The 15,039-nt window shown below is 66.1% G+C and carries 14 protein-coding genes; 12 read left to right on the forward strand and 2 right to left on the reverse strand.

Going from position 1 to position 15,039, the window contains the following annotated elements; genetic code table 11:
- Positions 1-139: 139 nt before the first annotated feature.
- The gene (locus AC1PLA_RS03860; protein ID WP_481105621.1) at positions 140-1,024 is read left to right on the forward strand and encodes a LysR substrate-binding domain-containing protein; all 885 of its coding nucleotides are present in this window, start codon (positions 140-142) and stop codon (positions 1,022-1,024) included.
- Positions 1,025-1,078: 54 nt separating this feature from the next.
- Here the strand turns inward: AC1PLA_RS03860 and AC1PLA_RS03865 are convergent, their stop codons facing one another.
- A complete protein-coding gene (locus tag AC1PLA_RS03865) occupies positions 1,079-1,945 on the reverse strand; it encodes an endonuclease/exonuclease/phosphatase family protein (protein ID WP_481105622.1) in 867 nt (288 codons plus the stop codon).
- A 164-nt stretch (positions 1,946-2,109) separates the two neighbouring features.
- On the opposite strand from AC1PLA_RS03865, the gene AC1PLA_RS03870 reads away from it, so the two are divergent.
- From AC1PLA_RS03870 to gnd, 8 genes are all read left to right on the forward strand, one after another.
- Positions 2,110-3,165 carry a bifunctional nicotinamide-nucleotide adenylyltransferase/Nudix hydroxylase gene (locus tag AC1PLA_RS03870; RefSeq protein ID WP_481105623.1) on the forward strand — a complete coding sequence of 352 codons (1,056 nt, stop codon included), beginning with the start codon at positions 2,110-2,112 and terminating at the stop codon, positions 3,163-3,165.
- 126 nt (positions 3,166-3,291) lie between these two features.
- Positions 3,292-4,695 carry a nicotinate phosphoribosyltransferase gene (locus AC1PLA_RS03875; RefSeq protein WP_126968051.1) on the forward strand — a complete coding sequence of 468 codons (1,404 nt, stop codon included), beginning with the start codon at positions 3,292-3,294 and terminating at the stop codon, positions 4,693-4,695.
- Positions 4,696-4,717: 22 nt separating this feature from the next.
- Positions 4,718-5,818, forward strand: a complete 1,101-nt coding sequence (locus AC1PLA_RS03880; protein WP_481105624.1) for a radical SAM family protein — start codon at positions 4,718-4,720, stop codon at positions 5,816-5,818.
- Positions 5,811-6,875 (forward strand): DNA methyltransferase, encoded by a 1,065-nt coding sequence (locus AC1PLA_RS03885; RefSeq protein WP_481105625.1) that lies wholly within the window; start codon positions 5,811-5,813, stop codon positions 6,873-6,875. Before AC1PLA_RS03880 ends, AC1PLA_RS03885 begins: the two co-directional genes overlap by 8 nt.
- Before the next feature lie 73 nt (positions 6,876-6,948).
- Positions 6,949-7,731 (forward strand): DUF2242 domain-containing protein, encoded by a 783-nt coding sequence (locus AC1PLA_RS03890; RefSeq protein ID WP_481105626.1) that lies wholly within the window; start codon positions 6,949-6,951, stop codon positions 7,729-7,731.
- A 120-nt stretch (positions 7,732-7,851) separates the two neighbouring features.
- The gene (locus AC1PLA_RS03895) at positions 7,852-8,232 is read left to right on the forward strand and encodes a glycine zipper 2TM domain-containing protein (protein ID WP_026063982.1); all 381 of its coding nucleotides are present in this window, start codon (positions 7,852-7,854) and stop codon (positions 8,230-8,232) included.
- Positions 8,233-8,430: 198 nt separating this feature from the next.
- Positions 8,431-9,738 (forward strand): hypothetical protein, encoded by a 1,308-nt coding sequence (locus AC1PLA_RS03900; protein ID WP_481105627.1) that lies wholly within the window; start codon positions 8,431-8,433, stop codon positions 9,736-9,738.
- Between the two features lie 20 nt (positions 9,739-9,758).
- Entirely contained in the window at positions 9,759-10,700 is a 942-nt protein-coding gene (gene gnd, locus AC1PLA_RS03905; RefSeq protein WP_104560615.1) for a phosphogluconate dehydrogenase (NAD(+)-dependent, decarboxylating), read from the forward strand.
- Positions 10,701-10,906: 206 nt separating this feature from the next.
- Here gnd and AC1PLA_RS03910 read toward each other — a convergent pair whose 3' ends face one another.
- Positions 10,907-11,974, reverse strand: coding sequence for an oxidoreductase (locus AC1PLA_RS03910; RefSeq protein WP_481105628.1), 1,068 nt, complete (start codon positions 11,972-11,974; stop codon positions 10,907-10,909).
- Positions 11,975-12,124: 150 nt separating this feature from the next.
- On the opposite strand from AC1PLA_RS03910, the gene AC1PLA_RS03915 reads away from it, so the two are divergent.
- The 3 genes from AC1PLA_RS03915 to AC1PLA_RS03925 all read left to right on the forward strand — a co-directional run bounded on the left by AC1PLA_RS03915 (position 12,125) and on the right by AC1PLA_RS03925 (position 15,036).
- Positions 12,125-12,499, forward strand: a complete 375-nt coding sequence (locus AC1PLA_RS03915; protein WP_016900852.1) for a BON domain-containing protein — start codon at positions 12,125-12,127, stop codon at positions 12,497-12,499.
- Between the two features lie 288 nt (positions 12,500-12,787).
- Positions 12,788-14,599 carry a sensor histidine kinase gene (locus AC1PLA_RS03920; protein WP_481105629.1) on the forward strand — a complete coding sequence of 604 codons (1,812 nt, stop codon included), beginning with the start codon at positions 12,788-12,790 and terminating at the stop codon, positions 14,597-14,599.
- Positions 14,596-15,036: a response regulator gene (locus tag AC1PLA_RS03925; RefSeq protein ID WP_016900854.1), complete on the forward strand. Its 441-nt coding sequence runs from the start codon at positions 14,596-14,598 to the stop codon at positions 15,034-15,036. The genes AC1PLA_RS03920 and AC1PLA_RS03925 overlap by 4 nt, the downstream gene beginning before the upstream one ends.
- Positions 15,037-15,039 lie beyond the last annotated feature (3 nt).

Here is a 15,039-nt window from a genome sequence, read left to right on the forward strand (position 1 = left end):
CGTGATTGTTTGATGCAGGCTTCGGCAGCGCCGAAGGCTAAGGAGGGATGCCGCGCGTGCAGAGGCCCTTGGCTTGGCTGACCTGTCTTGTCGGCGACGAGTGCACGTCGATTGACGTACACGTGCTTGTGGAGCGCTCATGCATCTGGAATTTGTCGATTTACGGTTGTTCATCGCGGTGGTCGAGACCGGCAGCATTACTGCCGGTGCGCAACGCGCGGCGTTGTCGCTGGCCGCTGCCAGTGCGCGGATTCGTGCGCTGGAGCTGCAGGTGGGCGCCGTACTGCTGGAACGCGGGCGCCGCGGCGTTAGCCTGACTCCGGCCGGTGGCGTGTTGCTGCGGCACGCACGGCAATTGCAGCGGCAGGCAGACGCGCTGCAGCTGGAGCTGGGCGGCTACGGTGGCGGTGGCCAGGTGACGCTGCGGCTGGCGGCCAATACCGCGGCGCTGTCGGCATGGCTGCCCGAACGGTTGGCGGATTTTCTCATCGCACATCCGCAGCTGGATCTGGCATTGACCGAGCAGGGCAGCGACGAAGCTGCCGATGCGGTGCGCGAGGAACGCGCCGACATCGCCGTGGTCGCGGGTCATGCCGATCTCAGTGGGCTGCAGGTGCTGCCGTTCCGTGAGGATCGACTGGTGCTGGTGATGGCTGCAGCGCATCCACTGGCCGGTGCCGCGACGCTGCAATTGAGCGAGCTCGCGGGAATGGACACGCTGGGACTGGCCGCCGACAGCGCCTTGCAACGGCATCTGCGCGTGCAGATGAACCGCGCCGGCGTGCAGGTGCGCATGCGTGCAAAGGTACAAGGCATCGACGTGTTGTGCCGCATGCTCGCACAAGGCATGGGCGTGGCGATTCTCCCGCACGCCGCAGTGCAGCGGTCATGCGTGCGCGATCAACTGGCCACGGTGCCCCTGGATGCAGCCTGGGCACCGCGGCAACTTTCGATCGTGCTGCGTTGCGAGCCTGCGCCGTCGGCCATGCTGCAAGCGCTGGTGGATTGGCTGCAACGCGACTGAGCTGCGTAGCGTCAGAGCGGCCGGCATCGGGACAGCATCACGTCGCCGGCGCGCTCAACGCGGCCAGGCGAATTCGGCCAGCACCGGATAATGATCGGACGGCAATACACCGCCGGGACGCTGATCCAGCGTGGAAAAGCGTGTTGGTGTCAGGCCGCGGGACAGGATCCAGTCGATGCGACGGGTCGGTTGCGTGGTGAAGTCCTGGAAGGTTTTTTCCGGGCCTTGCGGCTCGGAAACACGAGCGCGTGCATCGCCAAGCGTAGCGGTGAGCACGCGGTAGGTGCCTTGGTCAGGATCGCTGTTGAAGTCGCCGGTCAGCACCACCGGAATGTTTGCCGGCAGCGCCGCGATGCGCGACAGGATCAGGCGCGCGCTGTGCTCGCGGGCGGCCTCGTCCTGGTCGCGGTGGGCGAAGTGCGTGTTGAGCAGATAGAAGCGGCGCTTGTCGCTGCGGCGCTCGAACAGGGCCCAGGTCACCATGCGCGGCAGGTCGGTGTTCCAGCTGCTGCTGCCGGGGACCTGTGGCGTTTCCGACAGCCAGAAATCGCCCGATTCCACCACCGACAACGCGCGACTGTCGTAGAACACGCCCATGTGCTCGTCGCTGTCGTCGCCGCGGCGGCCCTTGCCGAACCAGCGGTAATCAGGCAGTTGCGCAGCCAGATACTGCGCCTGTTCCTGCACCAACTCCTGCGTGCCGAACACGTCCGGGTGCGCTTGTTCGACCAATGCCACCATCGCCGTGCGGCGCACGCTCCAGCGCTTGTCGCCATCGGTATCCACCGGCACGCGCACATTGAACGACATCACCCGCAAGGGTGCGGGCGCAGGTGCAGCCAACGCAGGCAAGGCGATGCACAGCAGCGCGAGTGCCGCAAACAGGGAACGTGAGATGGCGCGAACGGACAGGCGTGACATGCAGGCGGATTCCTCAAGGACCAATCGGCGAGTCTAATCGGCATGCATGACCGAAATGTCATCGACATACCGCGCCCGCTTGACGTCGTCGCACATCGGCGTAGCATTTGCATCAAGCCATCGGATAGACCGCTGGCTGCCTACTACAACCGTGAGGGATTCTCATGGCACCGCAGTACGACTATCTCGTGTTTATCGGGCGTTTCGAGCCCTTTCATAACGGCCACGCCGCCGTCGCCCGCCACGCGCTGGGCAAGGCGAACAAGCTCATCGTGTTGATCGGCTCTGCCGACACGCCCCGCACCATTCGTAATCCGTGGACCGTCGCCGAACGTGCGGTGATGATCGAGTCTGCGTTGCCGGGCGAGAGCCAGCGGCTGATCCTGCGCCCGCTGCGCGACCATCTGTACAACGAAAGCCTGTGGATTGCCGAGGTGCAGCGCCAGGTCGCCGAGGCCGTACAGGCCGATGGCGGCACGCTCGATGCGCGCATCGGCCTGATCGGCATGGACAAGGACGCCAGCAGCTACTACCTGCGCGAGTTTCCGCAGTGGCCGCTGGAAGATGTGCAACATACCGCCACGCTGTCGGCCACCGAGTTGCGCCGCTATCTGTTCGAGGCCGGCGAGATCGGTTTCCACGGTGGGTTGCTGATGCTGCGCGGCAATGTGCCGGCGCCGGTGTACGACATGCTGGAAGCGTTCCGGCGCAACTCGCCGAGCTACGCGCAGCTGGTGGCCGAATATCGTTTCATCGAGCAATATCGCGCCGCCTGGAAGGATGCGCCGTATCCGCCGACCTTCGTCACCACCGATGCGGTGGTGGTGCACTCAGGCCACGTGCTGCTGGTGCGTCGTCGCGCCGAGCCGGGCAAGGGTTTGTGGGCATTGCCGGGCGGCTTCGTCGGCCAGGACGAAGGTCTGCTGGACGGCTGCCTGCGCGAGCTGCGCGAGGAAACACGGCTGAAGGTGCCGGTGCCGGTGCTCAAGGGCTCGTTGCGCGGGCGCCAGGTGTTCGACCACCCCGAGCGCAGCCTGCGCGGGCGCACCATCACCCATGCATTTCATTTCGAATTTCCGGCCGGTGAGTTGCCCGCGGTGCGCGGCGGCGACGATGCCGACAAGGCGCGCTGGATTCCGCTTGCCGAAGTCATGGCGATGGGCCTGCGCCTGTACGAAGATCATCTGCATATCCTCGAATTCTTCCTGGGTCGCGGCTGAGGCCGACAAGGATTGCGTGCCGTCATCCACCAAATGCGTCCGCGCGCAATCCAAGATTGGCTTGAACCGTAGCCTCCCCGCCGGCGGACAGACCGCTGGTTCATTCGACGCGAAGGAGCTTCCGTCATGCATTACCTCGACAACCTGCTGCTCAACACCGACAGCTACAAGGCCAGCCATTGGCTGCAGTATCCACCCGGCACCGATGCGGCGTTTTTCTATGTCGAATCACGCGGTGGCGTCTATGACCAGACTGTGTTCTTCGGCCTGCAGTCGATCCTGAAAGAGGCCATCAACCGGCCGGTGACGCATGCCGACATCGACGATGCAAAGGCCTTGCTGGCCGCACATGGCGAGCCGTTCAACGAGGCCGGCTGGCGCGACATCGTCGATCGTCTCGGCGGGCAACTGCCGATCCGCATCCGTGCCGTGCCCGAAGGCACGGTCGTGCCCACGCACAATGTGTTGATGACGATCGAATCCACCGATCCCAAGGCGTTCTGGGTGCCGTCATACCTGGAAACGCTGCTGTTGCGCGTGTGGTACCCGGTGACGGTGGCAACGGTGAGCTGGCAGGTGAAGCAGGTGGTACGCGATTACCTGCAGCGCACCAGCGACGATCCGGAAGGGCAGTTGCCGTTCAAGCTGCATGACTTCGGCGCGCGTGGGGTGTCCAGCCTTGGCTCGGCCGCGCTGGGCGGTGCCGCGCATCTGGTGAACTTCCTCGGCACCGATACCTTGTCGGCGTTGCTGCTGGCGCGTGCGCATTACCGCACGCCGGTAGCCGGATATTCGATTCCCGCTGCCGAGCACAGCACCATCACCAGCTGGGGCCGCGAGCGCGAGGCCGATGCGTATCGCAACATGCTGGCGCAGTTCGCGCGCCCCGGTTCGCTGGTGGCGGTGGTCTCGGACAGCTACGACATCTATCGCGCGATCCGCGAGCATTGGGGCACCACCTTGCGCGAGGAGGTGATCGCCTCCGGTGCGACGGTAGTGATCCGCCCGGATTCGGGCGACCCGGTGGATGTGGTCGAGCAATGCCTGCTGCTGCTGGACGAGGCGTTCGGCCATCAGCGCAACGGCAAGGGCTACAAGGTGCTCAACCATGTGCGGGTGATCCAGGGCGATGGCATCAACCCGCAGTCGCTGCGTGCGATTCTCGAACGCATCACCGCAGCCGGCTATGCCGCCGACAACGTCGCCTTCGGCATGGGCGGTGCGCTGTTGCAGAAGGTGGACCGCGACACCCAGAAGTTTGCGTTGAAGTGCTCGGCCGTGCGCGTGGACGGGCAATGGATCGATGTCTACAAGGATCCGATCACCGACAAGGGCAAGCAGAGCAAGCGCGGTCGGCTGACCTTGCTGCGCGACCGTGCCGATGGCAGCTATCGCAGTGCGTTGCTGGATGAAGTCGACGCGCATGCCGACAGCGAAGATGCGCTGGTGACGGTGTGGGAGAACGGCGTCATGCAGCAGGAGTGGACCCTGGAGCAGGTGCGCGCACGTGCCGACGCCGCGCGCCGCTGACGTTCGCCGCGTGGCTAGCCGCATGGACGCCTCCCTCGACGAAGACTCGTTGCGGTCTGCATCGCCGCTGTTGGCCGGGTTGCGCGCCGCCGCGCCCAGCCTGCGGCGGCGCGTGCCGCAGCAGGACGAGAGCAGCCGATGGCATGCGTTGCGCATCGGCGAGCGCGCGTATCGGGCAGCGTTGCCGATCACCTTGACCCCGTATGCCTCGGTACGGCCATGTTCGGCGCGCTGCGGCTTCTGTTCGGAAAACCTGCGTCAACACCGTGGTGGCCCGGCGGCAGCGATGTTGCGGCCAGGGCCGGACTACTTTGCGCAGTTGCGCGCTGCGTTGCAGCTGCTGCACGGGGTGCCGTTGTCGTATTCCTTGTCCGGCCTGGAGATGACCGACGACCCGGACTGGTTGCAGACCTTGCTGCAGACCCTGGCGACGACGCCCGACGGCCCGTGCGTGGAGCAGCGCGTGCTGTACAGCAATGGCGCCGGCCTGGCGCGCGCGCAGGGGGCGCAGTTGCTTGATGCCCTGGTCGACTTCGGCCTGTCGTGGATCGAGCTGTCGCGTCACCACCCGCTGCAGGCCGGCAACGACGCGATCATGCGCTTTCGACCCGACGAGCCCATTGCCGATGCGGCCATTTTCGCGCGGACGGCGCAACGCATCGCAGCGCGCGTGCCGGTGCGGCTGGTCTGCATCGTGCAGCGGGGCGGCGTGGACTGTGCCGATGGCGTGGCGCACTACATCGCGTGGGCGCGTCGCTGTGGGGCCACGCAGGTGATCTTTCGCGAGTTGTCGCGTCTGGACGATGCGTACCGCAGCAATGGCACCTGGCGCTACATCGCGCAGCATCGCATCGGCATGGAAAGCCTGTTGGCGGACTGCATGCAGCAGCCGTGGTGGTCGCATTGGCAAGCCGACGGCATGACCGAGGGTTACTACTTCTGGAATCTGCGCATGCGCAGCGAAGACGGCCTGGAAGTAGTGTTCGAAAGCGCCGACTACGCGGCCATGCACGCACGCCACGCCACCGGCGACCTCTACAAGCTGGTGTTCTTCGCCAATGGCCGCCTGTGTGCGGGCTGGGACCCGGATGCCGATGTGCTGTGGGAGCCGGCCGGTGGATGAACTCGATCAGCGCAGCTGGTGGACGCCGGCGCCGGATGAGTCGTCCTGGGCATTGTCCGAGGATCTGCGCGCAGCCGATCCGCTTGGCGGGCGCGACTGCGGCTGGGTGAATCAAATGCGCCCGTTCGTGCGGCACTTCAGCGTGCCGGGCGCGCAGGTGTTCGATCCGTTCTGTGGATTCGGCAGCACGCTGCTGGCGGCAGCGCTGGAAGGGCGTCGCGCGCATGGCATGGAGATCGATGCCGCACGTGCGCAACTGGCACGCACGCGCCTGCAGCGGCACGGCGTGCAGGCGCCGGTCGTGGTCGGCACGCTGGTCGACACCGCGCCTGCGGCGGAGATCGATCTGTGCCTGACCAACGTGCCGTATTTCGGTTGCCACTGGCGCGGTGCGGCGTTGCCGGGGCAGTTGTATGCCAGTGCCGATTACGCAGGCTATCTGTCCGGCATGCGGGCGGTATTGCATGCCTTGCGCAAGCGGATGCGAGTGGATTGCTTCGGTGTGGCGATGGCGGAAAACGTCGTCGTCGGCGGGCGGGTGATTCCGCAGGCGTGGGATCTGGGGCGGATCCTTGCCAGCCTGTTTACCCTGCGCGAGGAGCGGGTGCTGTGCTACCGGCGGCCGGGCGCAGCGCTGGCGCCTGCAGGCACGCACAGCAATCGCAGCCACGAGTACGCGCTGATCTTCCAGCACTGTCGTGCGCGGCTGGACCTGCAGCAGGCAGCGCTGCTGCTGCAGGCGCTACGCGCAGACGGCCTGCCGGTGCAGGTGCACGGCAGCTACGCACGCTGGCTGCAGGCGCCGGAGTCGGTGCCGGAGGGGCCGGCGGATCTGGACCTGATCCTGCAGGCCGAGCAGCCGCTCTGGGACCGCCTCACCGCCTGGCTGCAGGCGCAGGGATTTGCCTTGAGCCTGTGGGGCGAGCCATGCCGGGCGCCGGTCGCGCTGGCGGCGGTGCGTGCGCACCACTATCTGCGCGCCGAGCGCATCGGCGCAGACGGCGCCCGCCTGCAGCTGGACCTGCAACTGCCAGCGGATGAACCGCCGTTGCCCTGATCGGCCACGCGACGCCGCGCGCACACCGGTTGCGGCTATGCTCTGTGCCGGTTTTGGATGCCGGAATGTCTCCATGTCTTGTTCTTCCCTGATTGCGCGCGGTGCCCTGCTTGGCGCGCTGGCAACCCTGGCTGGTTGCGGCGGCAGCAAGGGCGACACCATGCTGATGCGCGAGTCGTTCAATTCCGACGACACCTACTCGCGCAGTGTGGCCTCCACCTCGCCGCAGGCCTGCGAAGCCGCGCGCCGGGTGTTGTTGAGCCAGGGCTATGCGGTGACGCGTGCCGATGCCGCTGCGGTGGAAGGCAGCAAGAACTTCCAGCTCAAGGAAGCGGACCAGAGCGAACAACTCAATCTGCGTATTTCCTGCGCCACGCAGGACGGCGGCAAGGCGCAGGTGTTCGTCAGCGCATTGCAGGACCGTTACGCGCTGAAGAAGAGTTCGACCTCGGCCAGCGTCGGTGTCGGCGTGCTTGGTTCGTTGTCGTTGCCGGTCGGGAGCAGCGGCGATTCGCTGGTGCGCGTGTCCAGCACCACGGTGCAGGACGCGGCCTTCTACAAACGCTTCTTCGACCGTCTGAATTCGTATCTGCCCAAGGTGACCGAAGCGGTGCCTGCACCTGCAACTGCTGCTCCGCCTCCGGCGCATGCGATATCACAAGCACCGGCTCCGGTGCCTGCGGCCGCTCAGGCCAGCGAGGCGGCCACTGCTCCCGCCACGCCAGCAACAGCTGCGCCGCAACCTGCCGCAACACCTGTCGAACAGCCACCAGTGGCGCCATTGCCGGTAGAGGCGCAGGACCCGCCGCCGACACCAGCCCAGGTGCCGCAGACCGAGCCAGCAACCCAGCCATGACGGAGCGATTCAGGCTCTGCTCCAAAGCCTGAATAGCCGGTTGCACGCTTCACGTTGCGTTCTCGACCAAGTGGCGAAAGTGCAACCATGACTCGCCAAGGGGCGAGATGGAGACAGACGATGAAGATGCGCAATTCCCTTGTGGGTATGTCCCTGATCGCGTTGATGGCGACGAGCACCCTGGCGCAGGCGCAAACGCGTTCGCACCAGCAGCGCTATACCGAAGCAGATGAAGGCCGCAAGTTCGGCGATGGCACGCGCGTGCGCTGCCGCAATGTCGAAGTGCAGAAGAACTCGACCGATCCCAATCGCATCGGTGGCACAGTTGCCGGCGCGGCCATCGGTGGCCTGCTCGGCAACCAGGTTGGCGGCGGCAATGGCAAGAAGCTGGCAACCGTGGCCGGCGCAGTTGCCGGCGGTGCAGCGGGCCGCACCATCCAGGGCAACCGCCAGCAAGCCAACGGTAACCGTCAGGTCGAGCGCGTCTGCGAACGCCGCTGAACCTGATGCAGTGAATCCTGCGAGCCCCGGTCCTGCCGGGGCTTTCTACGTCTGAGGATGCAGCACCTTGCTGCCGATCTACATCACCTTGTACCGATGAGTGCGTTACAGAAGCCCCGCCTGCGGCTGTGGACGGGATTGAGGCAGCGTGCGTCTGCATCCGCATCTGCGCGGCCCGAACCGCGCTCCCGCATTGTAGTGCGTCTATGCGCGGCCGCATTGCTCGGTGTGCAGCTGTTGCAGGCCGCCGCAGCCACGCCGAGCGAGACCGCGCGCAAGGCGTCTGTGGACTGCGTCGATGCCTTGCTGCGGCGACTAGGGTGGGATATTCGCAGCGCTGCGGTGAGTGCGCCGGTGATCCAGCGCGGCGAGCCGTGTACGCGCGGCTCGCTTGCGCAGGCACGTGCGGCCGGCGATCTGCAGCTGACGCTGCCGGCCAGCTGGAACGCGCAGCAACGCGGCGCCGCGCTCAAGGCCTTGCTGGATGATAGCGCCACCCAATGCGCGTACGCGTTCGAGCTCAGTGCGGCGACGCGGCGTGCCACCACGCAGCTACAGGACAACCCGGGCTACCGGTTTTCGGCGCTGCAGCTGGGCTGGATCGGATTCGGCTGGCGTGGCGCGGCCTCGCAGGGCTGGAGCGGCTTTCGCAGTTTCGGGCGCGGCCATCAACCGCGCGGCAGCAATGCGCAGGCGCTGGATGCGTTCTATCGCGGCCAGGTGCGTTCCGAATGCGGGGTGGGGCGGCAGGTGGCCCAGCTGGCCACCCAGCGCGAGTTGTACGGCGATGCCGGGTTCGATCAGGTGTTCACCTCGGGCGAGTTGTCGATCGGCACGTTTCTGACCCTGCACGACACCGACAGCATCCTGCTGGGTGCGCATGCCGGCGAGTTCTTCGCCGACGGCAAGGCGGCCAGGACCGCGCAGCTGGGGCGGCAGGCATTTGTCGGCGCGCCGGGGTTTATCGCGCATGTGTTCGACAAGTCGTTTCTGGACGACATCCACAACCAGGCCGAAAACTTCGTGGTGGTGGACGTCAGCGATGCGGCGGCGCAGGCGCTGGCGCAGCACGGCGGCTTTGCGCACTACGACGCGCTCAACCGGCAGATCTGGGAGCTGGCCAGGGAGCTGCGCGGGCCGGGCAAGCGCCGTTTCGAGCGGCTGCTGTACGAGCGCGATGCCGCGCTTCGCGCCACGCTCGATCCGCAGCAGCAGGCACGCCTGCAAATGCTGCAAGGCCTGTTGGATGACCCGTTCTACCAGGGCTTTCTGGTGTACGTGCATCCCAAGGGCATCAAGCCGATCGGGTACCACGTGGCGCGCCTGCTCGATCGCAATCCGCGCACGCCGTATGCCATCGACCTGACCCTGCACAATCTGCGCAGCACCTTGTACTGGCGTTGGATCGACTGGCAGCTGCACCAGTGCGGCGCCGGCACCGCGGCGGAACAATCCATTGAGAATTCCGCCACGCCAGCGTACGCCGGGCGTGGCACCCTGCACTGATCAGATCATGAGGAGCGATTATGGAACTGGGTATGGTGGGTTTGGGCCGCATGGGCGCCAACATGGCCGAGCGCCTGGTGCACGGCGGACACCGCGTGCATGGCTACGATCCGGGCGAAGCCGCGCGTAGCAGTGCGCAGGCCAAGGGCATTGTCACTGCCGATGCGCTGGCCGCGCTGGTGTCCGCGCTGCCGAGCCCGCGCGTGGTGTGGTTGATGGTGCCGGCGGGCAAGATCGTCGACGACACCCTGGCGCAGCTGCTGCCGCTGTTGCAGGCCGGCGACATCGTCATCGATGGCGGCAATTCGTACTACAAGGATTCGCAACGCCGCGCCGCGCTGCTGCATGCCAGTGGGATCGCCTTTGTCGATTGCGGCACCAGCGGCGGCGTCTGGGGCCTGCAGGAAGGCTACAGCCTGATGGTCGGCGGCGACGAAGCGGCGGTGACCACCCTGCATCCGGTCCTGGCCACGCTGGCGCCGGCAGCGGACAAGGGCTGGGGCCGCGTCGGCCCGAGCGGCGCCGGCCACTTCACCAAGATGGTCCACAACGGCATCGAATACGGAATGATGCAGGCCTATGCCGAGGGCTTTGCGTTGATGCAGCACAAGACCGACTTTGCGCTGGACCTGCACCAGGTCGCCGAGATCTGGCGCGATGGCAGCGTGGTGCGTTCGTGGTTGCTGGATCTCACCGCCGATGCGCTGGCGCACAATCCGACCATGGCCGGTATCGCACCGTTCGTGGCCGATTCGGGCGAAGGGCGCTGGACGGTGGCCGAAGCGATCGACCTGGAAGTGTCGGCGCCGATCATCACCTTGTCACTGATGGAGCGGCTGCGCTCGCGCGACAAGGATTCGTTCACCGACAAGCTGCTGGCCGCAATGCGCAACCAGTTCGGTGGTCATGCGGTCAAGACCACCACGGAAGCCGCGCCGACGATCGGCAGCAAGGACGTCTGAGCGATCGCCGACGCCTGCGCGCCTGCATGTCGGGCGCGCAGTGCAGGCCTGTTCCATCGCGTCTGTGTCGGGCGACTGCCGGCGTGCGCGCTGACTGATGGCAGTGCGCATTGACGCGGTGCCCGGACGTGGCACCGCAGGGCGCGGGCGCGCCATTGCCGATGCCGAATATCAGCTGGGCGCCTATATCGGCGCCCGGCCGTGCATCAGCCGCGCGAAGCCGCGCTTGCGCCTTCCAGCCATTGCACCTGGCCCGAGGCGGCGCTGCGTTGCGCCAGTTCCAGCAGTTCCATCACCTGCACCGCGTCGGCACCGCTGACCGGTGCCGGGCCGGCCCCTGCCAGGGCATCGCGAAATGCGGCGTAGCACTGGCGGTAGTCGCCCGGCGTGGTGTCGGGTTGGTGGGTGTGCACGCGGCCTTCGTCGTCGACGCGGGTCAGCGTGCCCGGAAGCGGGTCCACGCCCCAACCGGCGGTACCGGGGCGGCGTCCGGCGCGTAGCTGGTCTTCCTGGGTATCCAGCCCGTGCTTGAGGTAACTGCCACGGGTGCCATGCACGGCAAAGCGCAGGCCGCTGTCGGCCACCAGCGAGCCGGCATGCAGGATCACGCGCAGCCGCGGGTAACGCAGGGTGACGTGGAAATAGTCGTCGCTGCGCGCCTGGCTGCGCTGGCGCTGCAGGTCCGCGCCGATCGCCTGCGGCGTGCCGAACAACTGCAGCGCCTGATCGAGCAGATGTGGCCCCAGGTCATACCAGAGGCCGGCGCCGGGGATGTCGCTTTCGCGCCAGCGGTCGCGCACCTGCGGCCGGAAGCGGTCGAAATGCGAGTGGAATTCCACCACCTCGCCCAACTGGCCTTCGTCGATCAGCCGGCGCACGGTGAGGAAGTCCGCATCCCAGCGCCGGTTCTGGAACACGCTGACGATGCGCCCGGCCGCGGCGGCAGCAGCCACCACTTCGCGCGCCTGTGCGGCGTCCAGTGCAAAGGGTTTGTCCACCAGCACATGCTTGCCGGCAGCCAGGGCCTGTAACGCGTAGGGTGCATGGGTCTGGTTGGGGGTGGCCAGCACCACCGCATCCAGCGCCGGATCGGCTAGTGCCGTTTCCAGATCGGCCAGCACGGCGACATCGGGAAAGTCGGCCTGTACCTGCTGCGGCTTGGACGACACCACGCTGTGCAGGGCCAGGCCCGGGGTGCCGGCGATCAGCGGGGCATGGAAGGTGCGGCCGACATAGCCATAGCCGACGACGGCCAGATTGAACGGTTTAGGCATTGAAAACGGTTCATCGCAACGACGGAGGAGGCCTGCATGGTATTGCACCCACCCGTGTGCGCCGGGTTCACAACCCCTGCATCCGGCAGTCACGTGTGCACGACGAGCGCCACTGCAGACTGCCGCCACATTCACAGGAGGGTACATCCGATGAAGAACATCACACATGCACGCAAGTTGCTGGCCCTGGCGCTGTCGCTCGGTCTGACGTTGGGTGCCTCGCAGGCATTCGCTGCGCCGCAGGAGCACGCTGCGCACAAGGATCACGCTGCCGACAACATCAACGAATCCAAGAAGCCGGTGACCGATACCTGGATCACCACCAAGGTGAAGGCCGATCTGCTGGCCACCGACAATGTGTCGGGCACCGACGTCAAGGTCGAGACCAAGAACGGCATCGTCACCCTGACCGGCACGGTTGCCACCAAGGCCGAGCATGACAAGGCCGTGGCAGTTGCCAAGGGCATCGAAGGCGTCAAGAGCGTCAAGTCCACCGGCCTGAAGGTCGTTGCTGCAAAGATGTAATTGCAGCGGTAGCAAATGCCGGGCCAGCCGAGGCGAGGCGGCTGAACCGAGCACGAGGCGCACTCCACGGAGTGCGCCTTTTTTGTTGCCCGTGCGCGACCTCAGGCAAGCCGACAGGCGGGTGACGCGCTCGCACCATTTTCACGTTTACTGCACTTATGATATGCCCATTCAGCTATGTCGCCGTGGGAGTGATCAGGCTGAATCGTTAATCTCATCCTGGGCCTGATCGGAGACAATGCCGACTTGCCTTCGGGGCCCTGGCAGCGAGCGGATACCGACCTAGCAATGCAGACAACGGTCCAAGAAGACAGATGGGATCGCTGGCGCCTGCCGTTACTGGCAGTTGCCGTGTTCCTGATTGTGGTGGTGCCGTCGTTGCTGCTGCAGCAGATGGCGCACAACGCCAACCAGGCCGCGGTATGGGTGTCGCATAGCCAGGAAGTGCAGGAGACCGCCCAGCGCCTGGAAGCGGCGATGCGCGACACCGAATCGGCGGCCTTGATGCGCTCGCATGGCGTGCAGCGCCCGGCCCTGCTGGAGCGCATGCGGCGCGGCCGGCGCGAGTCGCTGGCCGCGGTGCAGCGGCTGATCGTGCTGACCAAGGACAACCCCGCACAGCAGGTGCGGATGGGGCGCATCCAGAGCACGATCGAGCGGCGCCTGTTGCTGGCCGAGCGGATTGCGGTGACCACCGCGCCGGAGCAGATCCGTCTGCTGATCAACGACATGACCCTGAACAACCCGATCCGCGTGCTGATCGACGAGTTGCAGGATGCCGAGGGCAAGCTGCTGGAGTTGCGTAACGCGCGTGCCGACACCGAACGCGCGCATTACGCGGTGTTGAGCTGGGGCACGCTGGTGGTGCAGTTGCTGCTACTGGGCACGGTGACCTGGTTGCTGCAGCGGCAGATCCGTCGCCGCCTGGCCGCCGAACAGGAATACCTGCGCGCCAACGGCCGCGCGTCGTCGGTGCTGCAGACCGTACGCGAGCCGATCGTGCTGCTGGATTCCGGCCAGCGCATCCTGCTGCACAACCCGGCGTTTGCCGAGTTGTACGGGCTGGACGAGCGCGGCAACGAATCGATGCCGCTGGAGGACGTGGGCGGGGGCGTGTGGCGCGATGCGCAGATCCATCAGCGTCTGGCCGATGTGTTGTTGCGCGGCCGCGAGTTGTGGGACTACGAACACGAGCAGCGCGCCGCCGATGGCGTGCTGCGCACCATGTTGATCAACGCGCGGCGCATGCCGTTGCCGGACACCAGCGACGAAGACGTGGTGCTGATGACGGTCAGCGACATCAGCCTGCAGAAGGCCTCGCAGCTGCGCATCCAGGAGCTCAACCGGCAGATGGAAGGCAAGGTGGAGCAGGTGTCGGAGGTCAATCGCGAACTGGAAGCCTTCAGCTATTCGGTCTCGCACGATCTGCGCGCGCCGCTGCGCCATGTGGCCGGATTCTCCGACAAGCTGGCGCGCCACCTGGGCGATGCGGCGGACGAGAAATCGCGTCACTACATGGAAGTGATCAGCAGTTCAGCGCGGCGCATGGCGTCGCTGATCGACGATCTGCTGGTGTACTCGCGCCTGGGCCGCAGCGCGCTGCGGTTGCAGGCGGTGGACATGCAGTCGCTGGTGTCGGAAACCCGCGCGATCCTGGATTCCAACGTGCAGAGCGAGAACACTGGCCACCGTGTGGACTGGCATATCGCGCCGTTGCCGGTGCTGGTGGCCGACGAGAACATGATGCGCCAGCTGTGGATGAACCTGCTCGGCAATGCGGTGAAATACAGCACCAAGCGCGAGGTGGCCAGGATCGAGGTCACCTATACGCCGATGGCCGACGGCGGCCACCAGTTCAGCGTGCGCGACAACGGCGCCGGCTTCGACATGGAATACAGCGCCAAGTTGTTCGGCGTGTTCCAGCGCCTGCACAAGGCCAGCGAATATCCCGGGACCGGTATCGGCCTGGCCAGCGTGCGGCGCGTGCTGACGCGCCACGGCGGCCGGGTCTGGGCCGAAGGCGCGGTCGACGAAGGCGCCACGTTCTATTTTGTGCTTCCACCTGCGCTTGAAGCGCCCAACCAAGAGTTCAATGTATGACCGCCATCCGTACCATTCTTCTGGCAGAAGACAGCCCGGCCGATGCGGAAATGGCCGTCGACGCCCTGCGCGAAGCTCGCCTGGCCAATCCCATCGTGCACGTCGAGGACGGCGTGGAGACCATGGACTATCTGTTGCGTCGGGGCATCTTCGCCGATCGCGAGGAAGGCCTGCCGGCGGTGTTGCTGCTGGACATCAAGATGCCGCGCCTGGACGGGCTGGAAGTGCTCAAGCAGATCCGCAGCGAGGAGTCGCTCAAGCGTCTGCCGGTGGTGATCCTGTCGTCCTCGCGCGAAGAGAGCGACCTGGCCCGCAGCTGGGACCTGGGCGTGAATGCCTATGTGGTCAAGCCGGTGGACGTGGATCAGTTCTTCAACGCAGTCAAGACGCTCGGCACCTTCTGGGCGGTCATCAATCAGGCACCGGAGCTGGACTGACCC

This window comes from Xanthomonas sp. NCPPB 1826 (assembly GCF_056725285.1).

Bases quoted from the DNA above. Each gene is read 5' to 3' on its own strand.
- AC1PLA_RS03895 (WP_026063982.1), top strand. From the start codon at position 7,852: ATGAAGATGCGCAATTCCCTTGTGGGTATGTCCCTGATCGCGTTGATG.
- AC1PLA_RS03860 (WP_481105621.1), top strand. From the start codon at position 140: ATGCATCTGGAATTTGTCGATTTACGGTTGTTCATCGCGGTGGTCGAG.
- AC1PLA_RS03875 (WP_126968051.1), top strand. From the start codon at position 3,292: ATGCATTACCTCGACAACCTGCTGCTCAACACCGACAGCTACAAGGCC.
- AC1PLA_RS03915 (WP_016900852.1), top strand. From the start codon at position 12,125: ATGAAGAACATCACACATGCACGCAAGTTGCTGGCCCTGGCGCTGTCG.
- AC1PLA_RS03890 (WP_481105626.1), top strand. From the start codon at position 6,949: ATGTCTTGTTCTTCCCTGATTGCGCGCGGTGCCCTGCTTGGCGCGCTG.
- AC1PLA_RS03870 (WP_481105623.1), top strand. From the start codon at position 2,110: ATGGCACCGCAGTACGACTATCTCGTGTTTATCGGGCGTTTCGAGCCC.
- AC1PLA_RS03865 (WP_481105622.1), bottom strand. From the start codon at position 1,945: ATGTCACGCCTGTCCGTTCGCGCCATCTCACGTTCCCTGTTTGCGGCA.
- AC1PLA_RS03920 (WP_481105629.1), top strand. From the start codon at position 12,788: ATGCAGACAACGGTCCAAGAAGACAGATGGGATCGCTGGCGCCTGCCG.
- gnd (WP_104560615.1), top strand. From the start codon at position 9,759: ATGGAACTGGGTATGGTGGGTTTGGGCCGCATGGGCGCCAACATGGCC.
- AC1PLA_RS03880 (WP_481105624.1), top strand. From the start codon at position 4,718: ATGGACGCCTCCCTCGACGAAGACTCGTTGCGGTCTGCATCGCCGCTG.
- AC1PLA_RS03925 (WP_016900854.1), top strand. From the start codon at position 14,596: ATGACCGCCATCCGTACCATTCTTCTGGCAGAAGACAGCCCGGCCGAT.
- AC1PLA_RS03910 (WP_481105628.1), bottom strand. From the start codon at position 11,974: ATGCCTAAACCGTTCAATCTGGCCGTCGTCGGCTATGGCTATGTCGGC.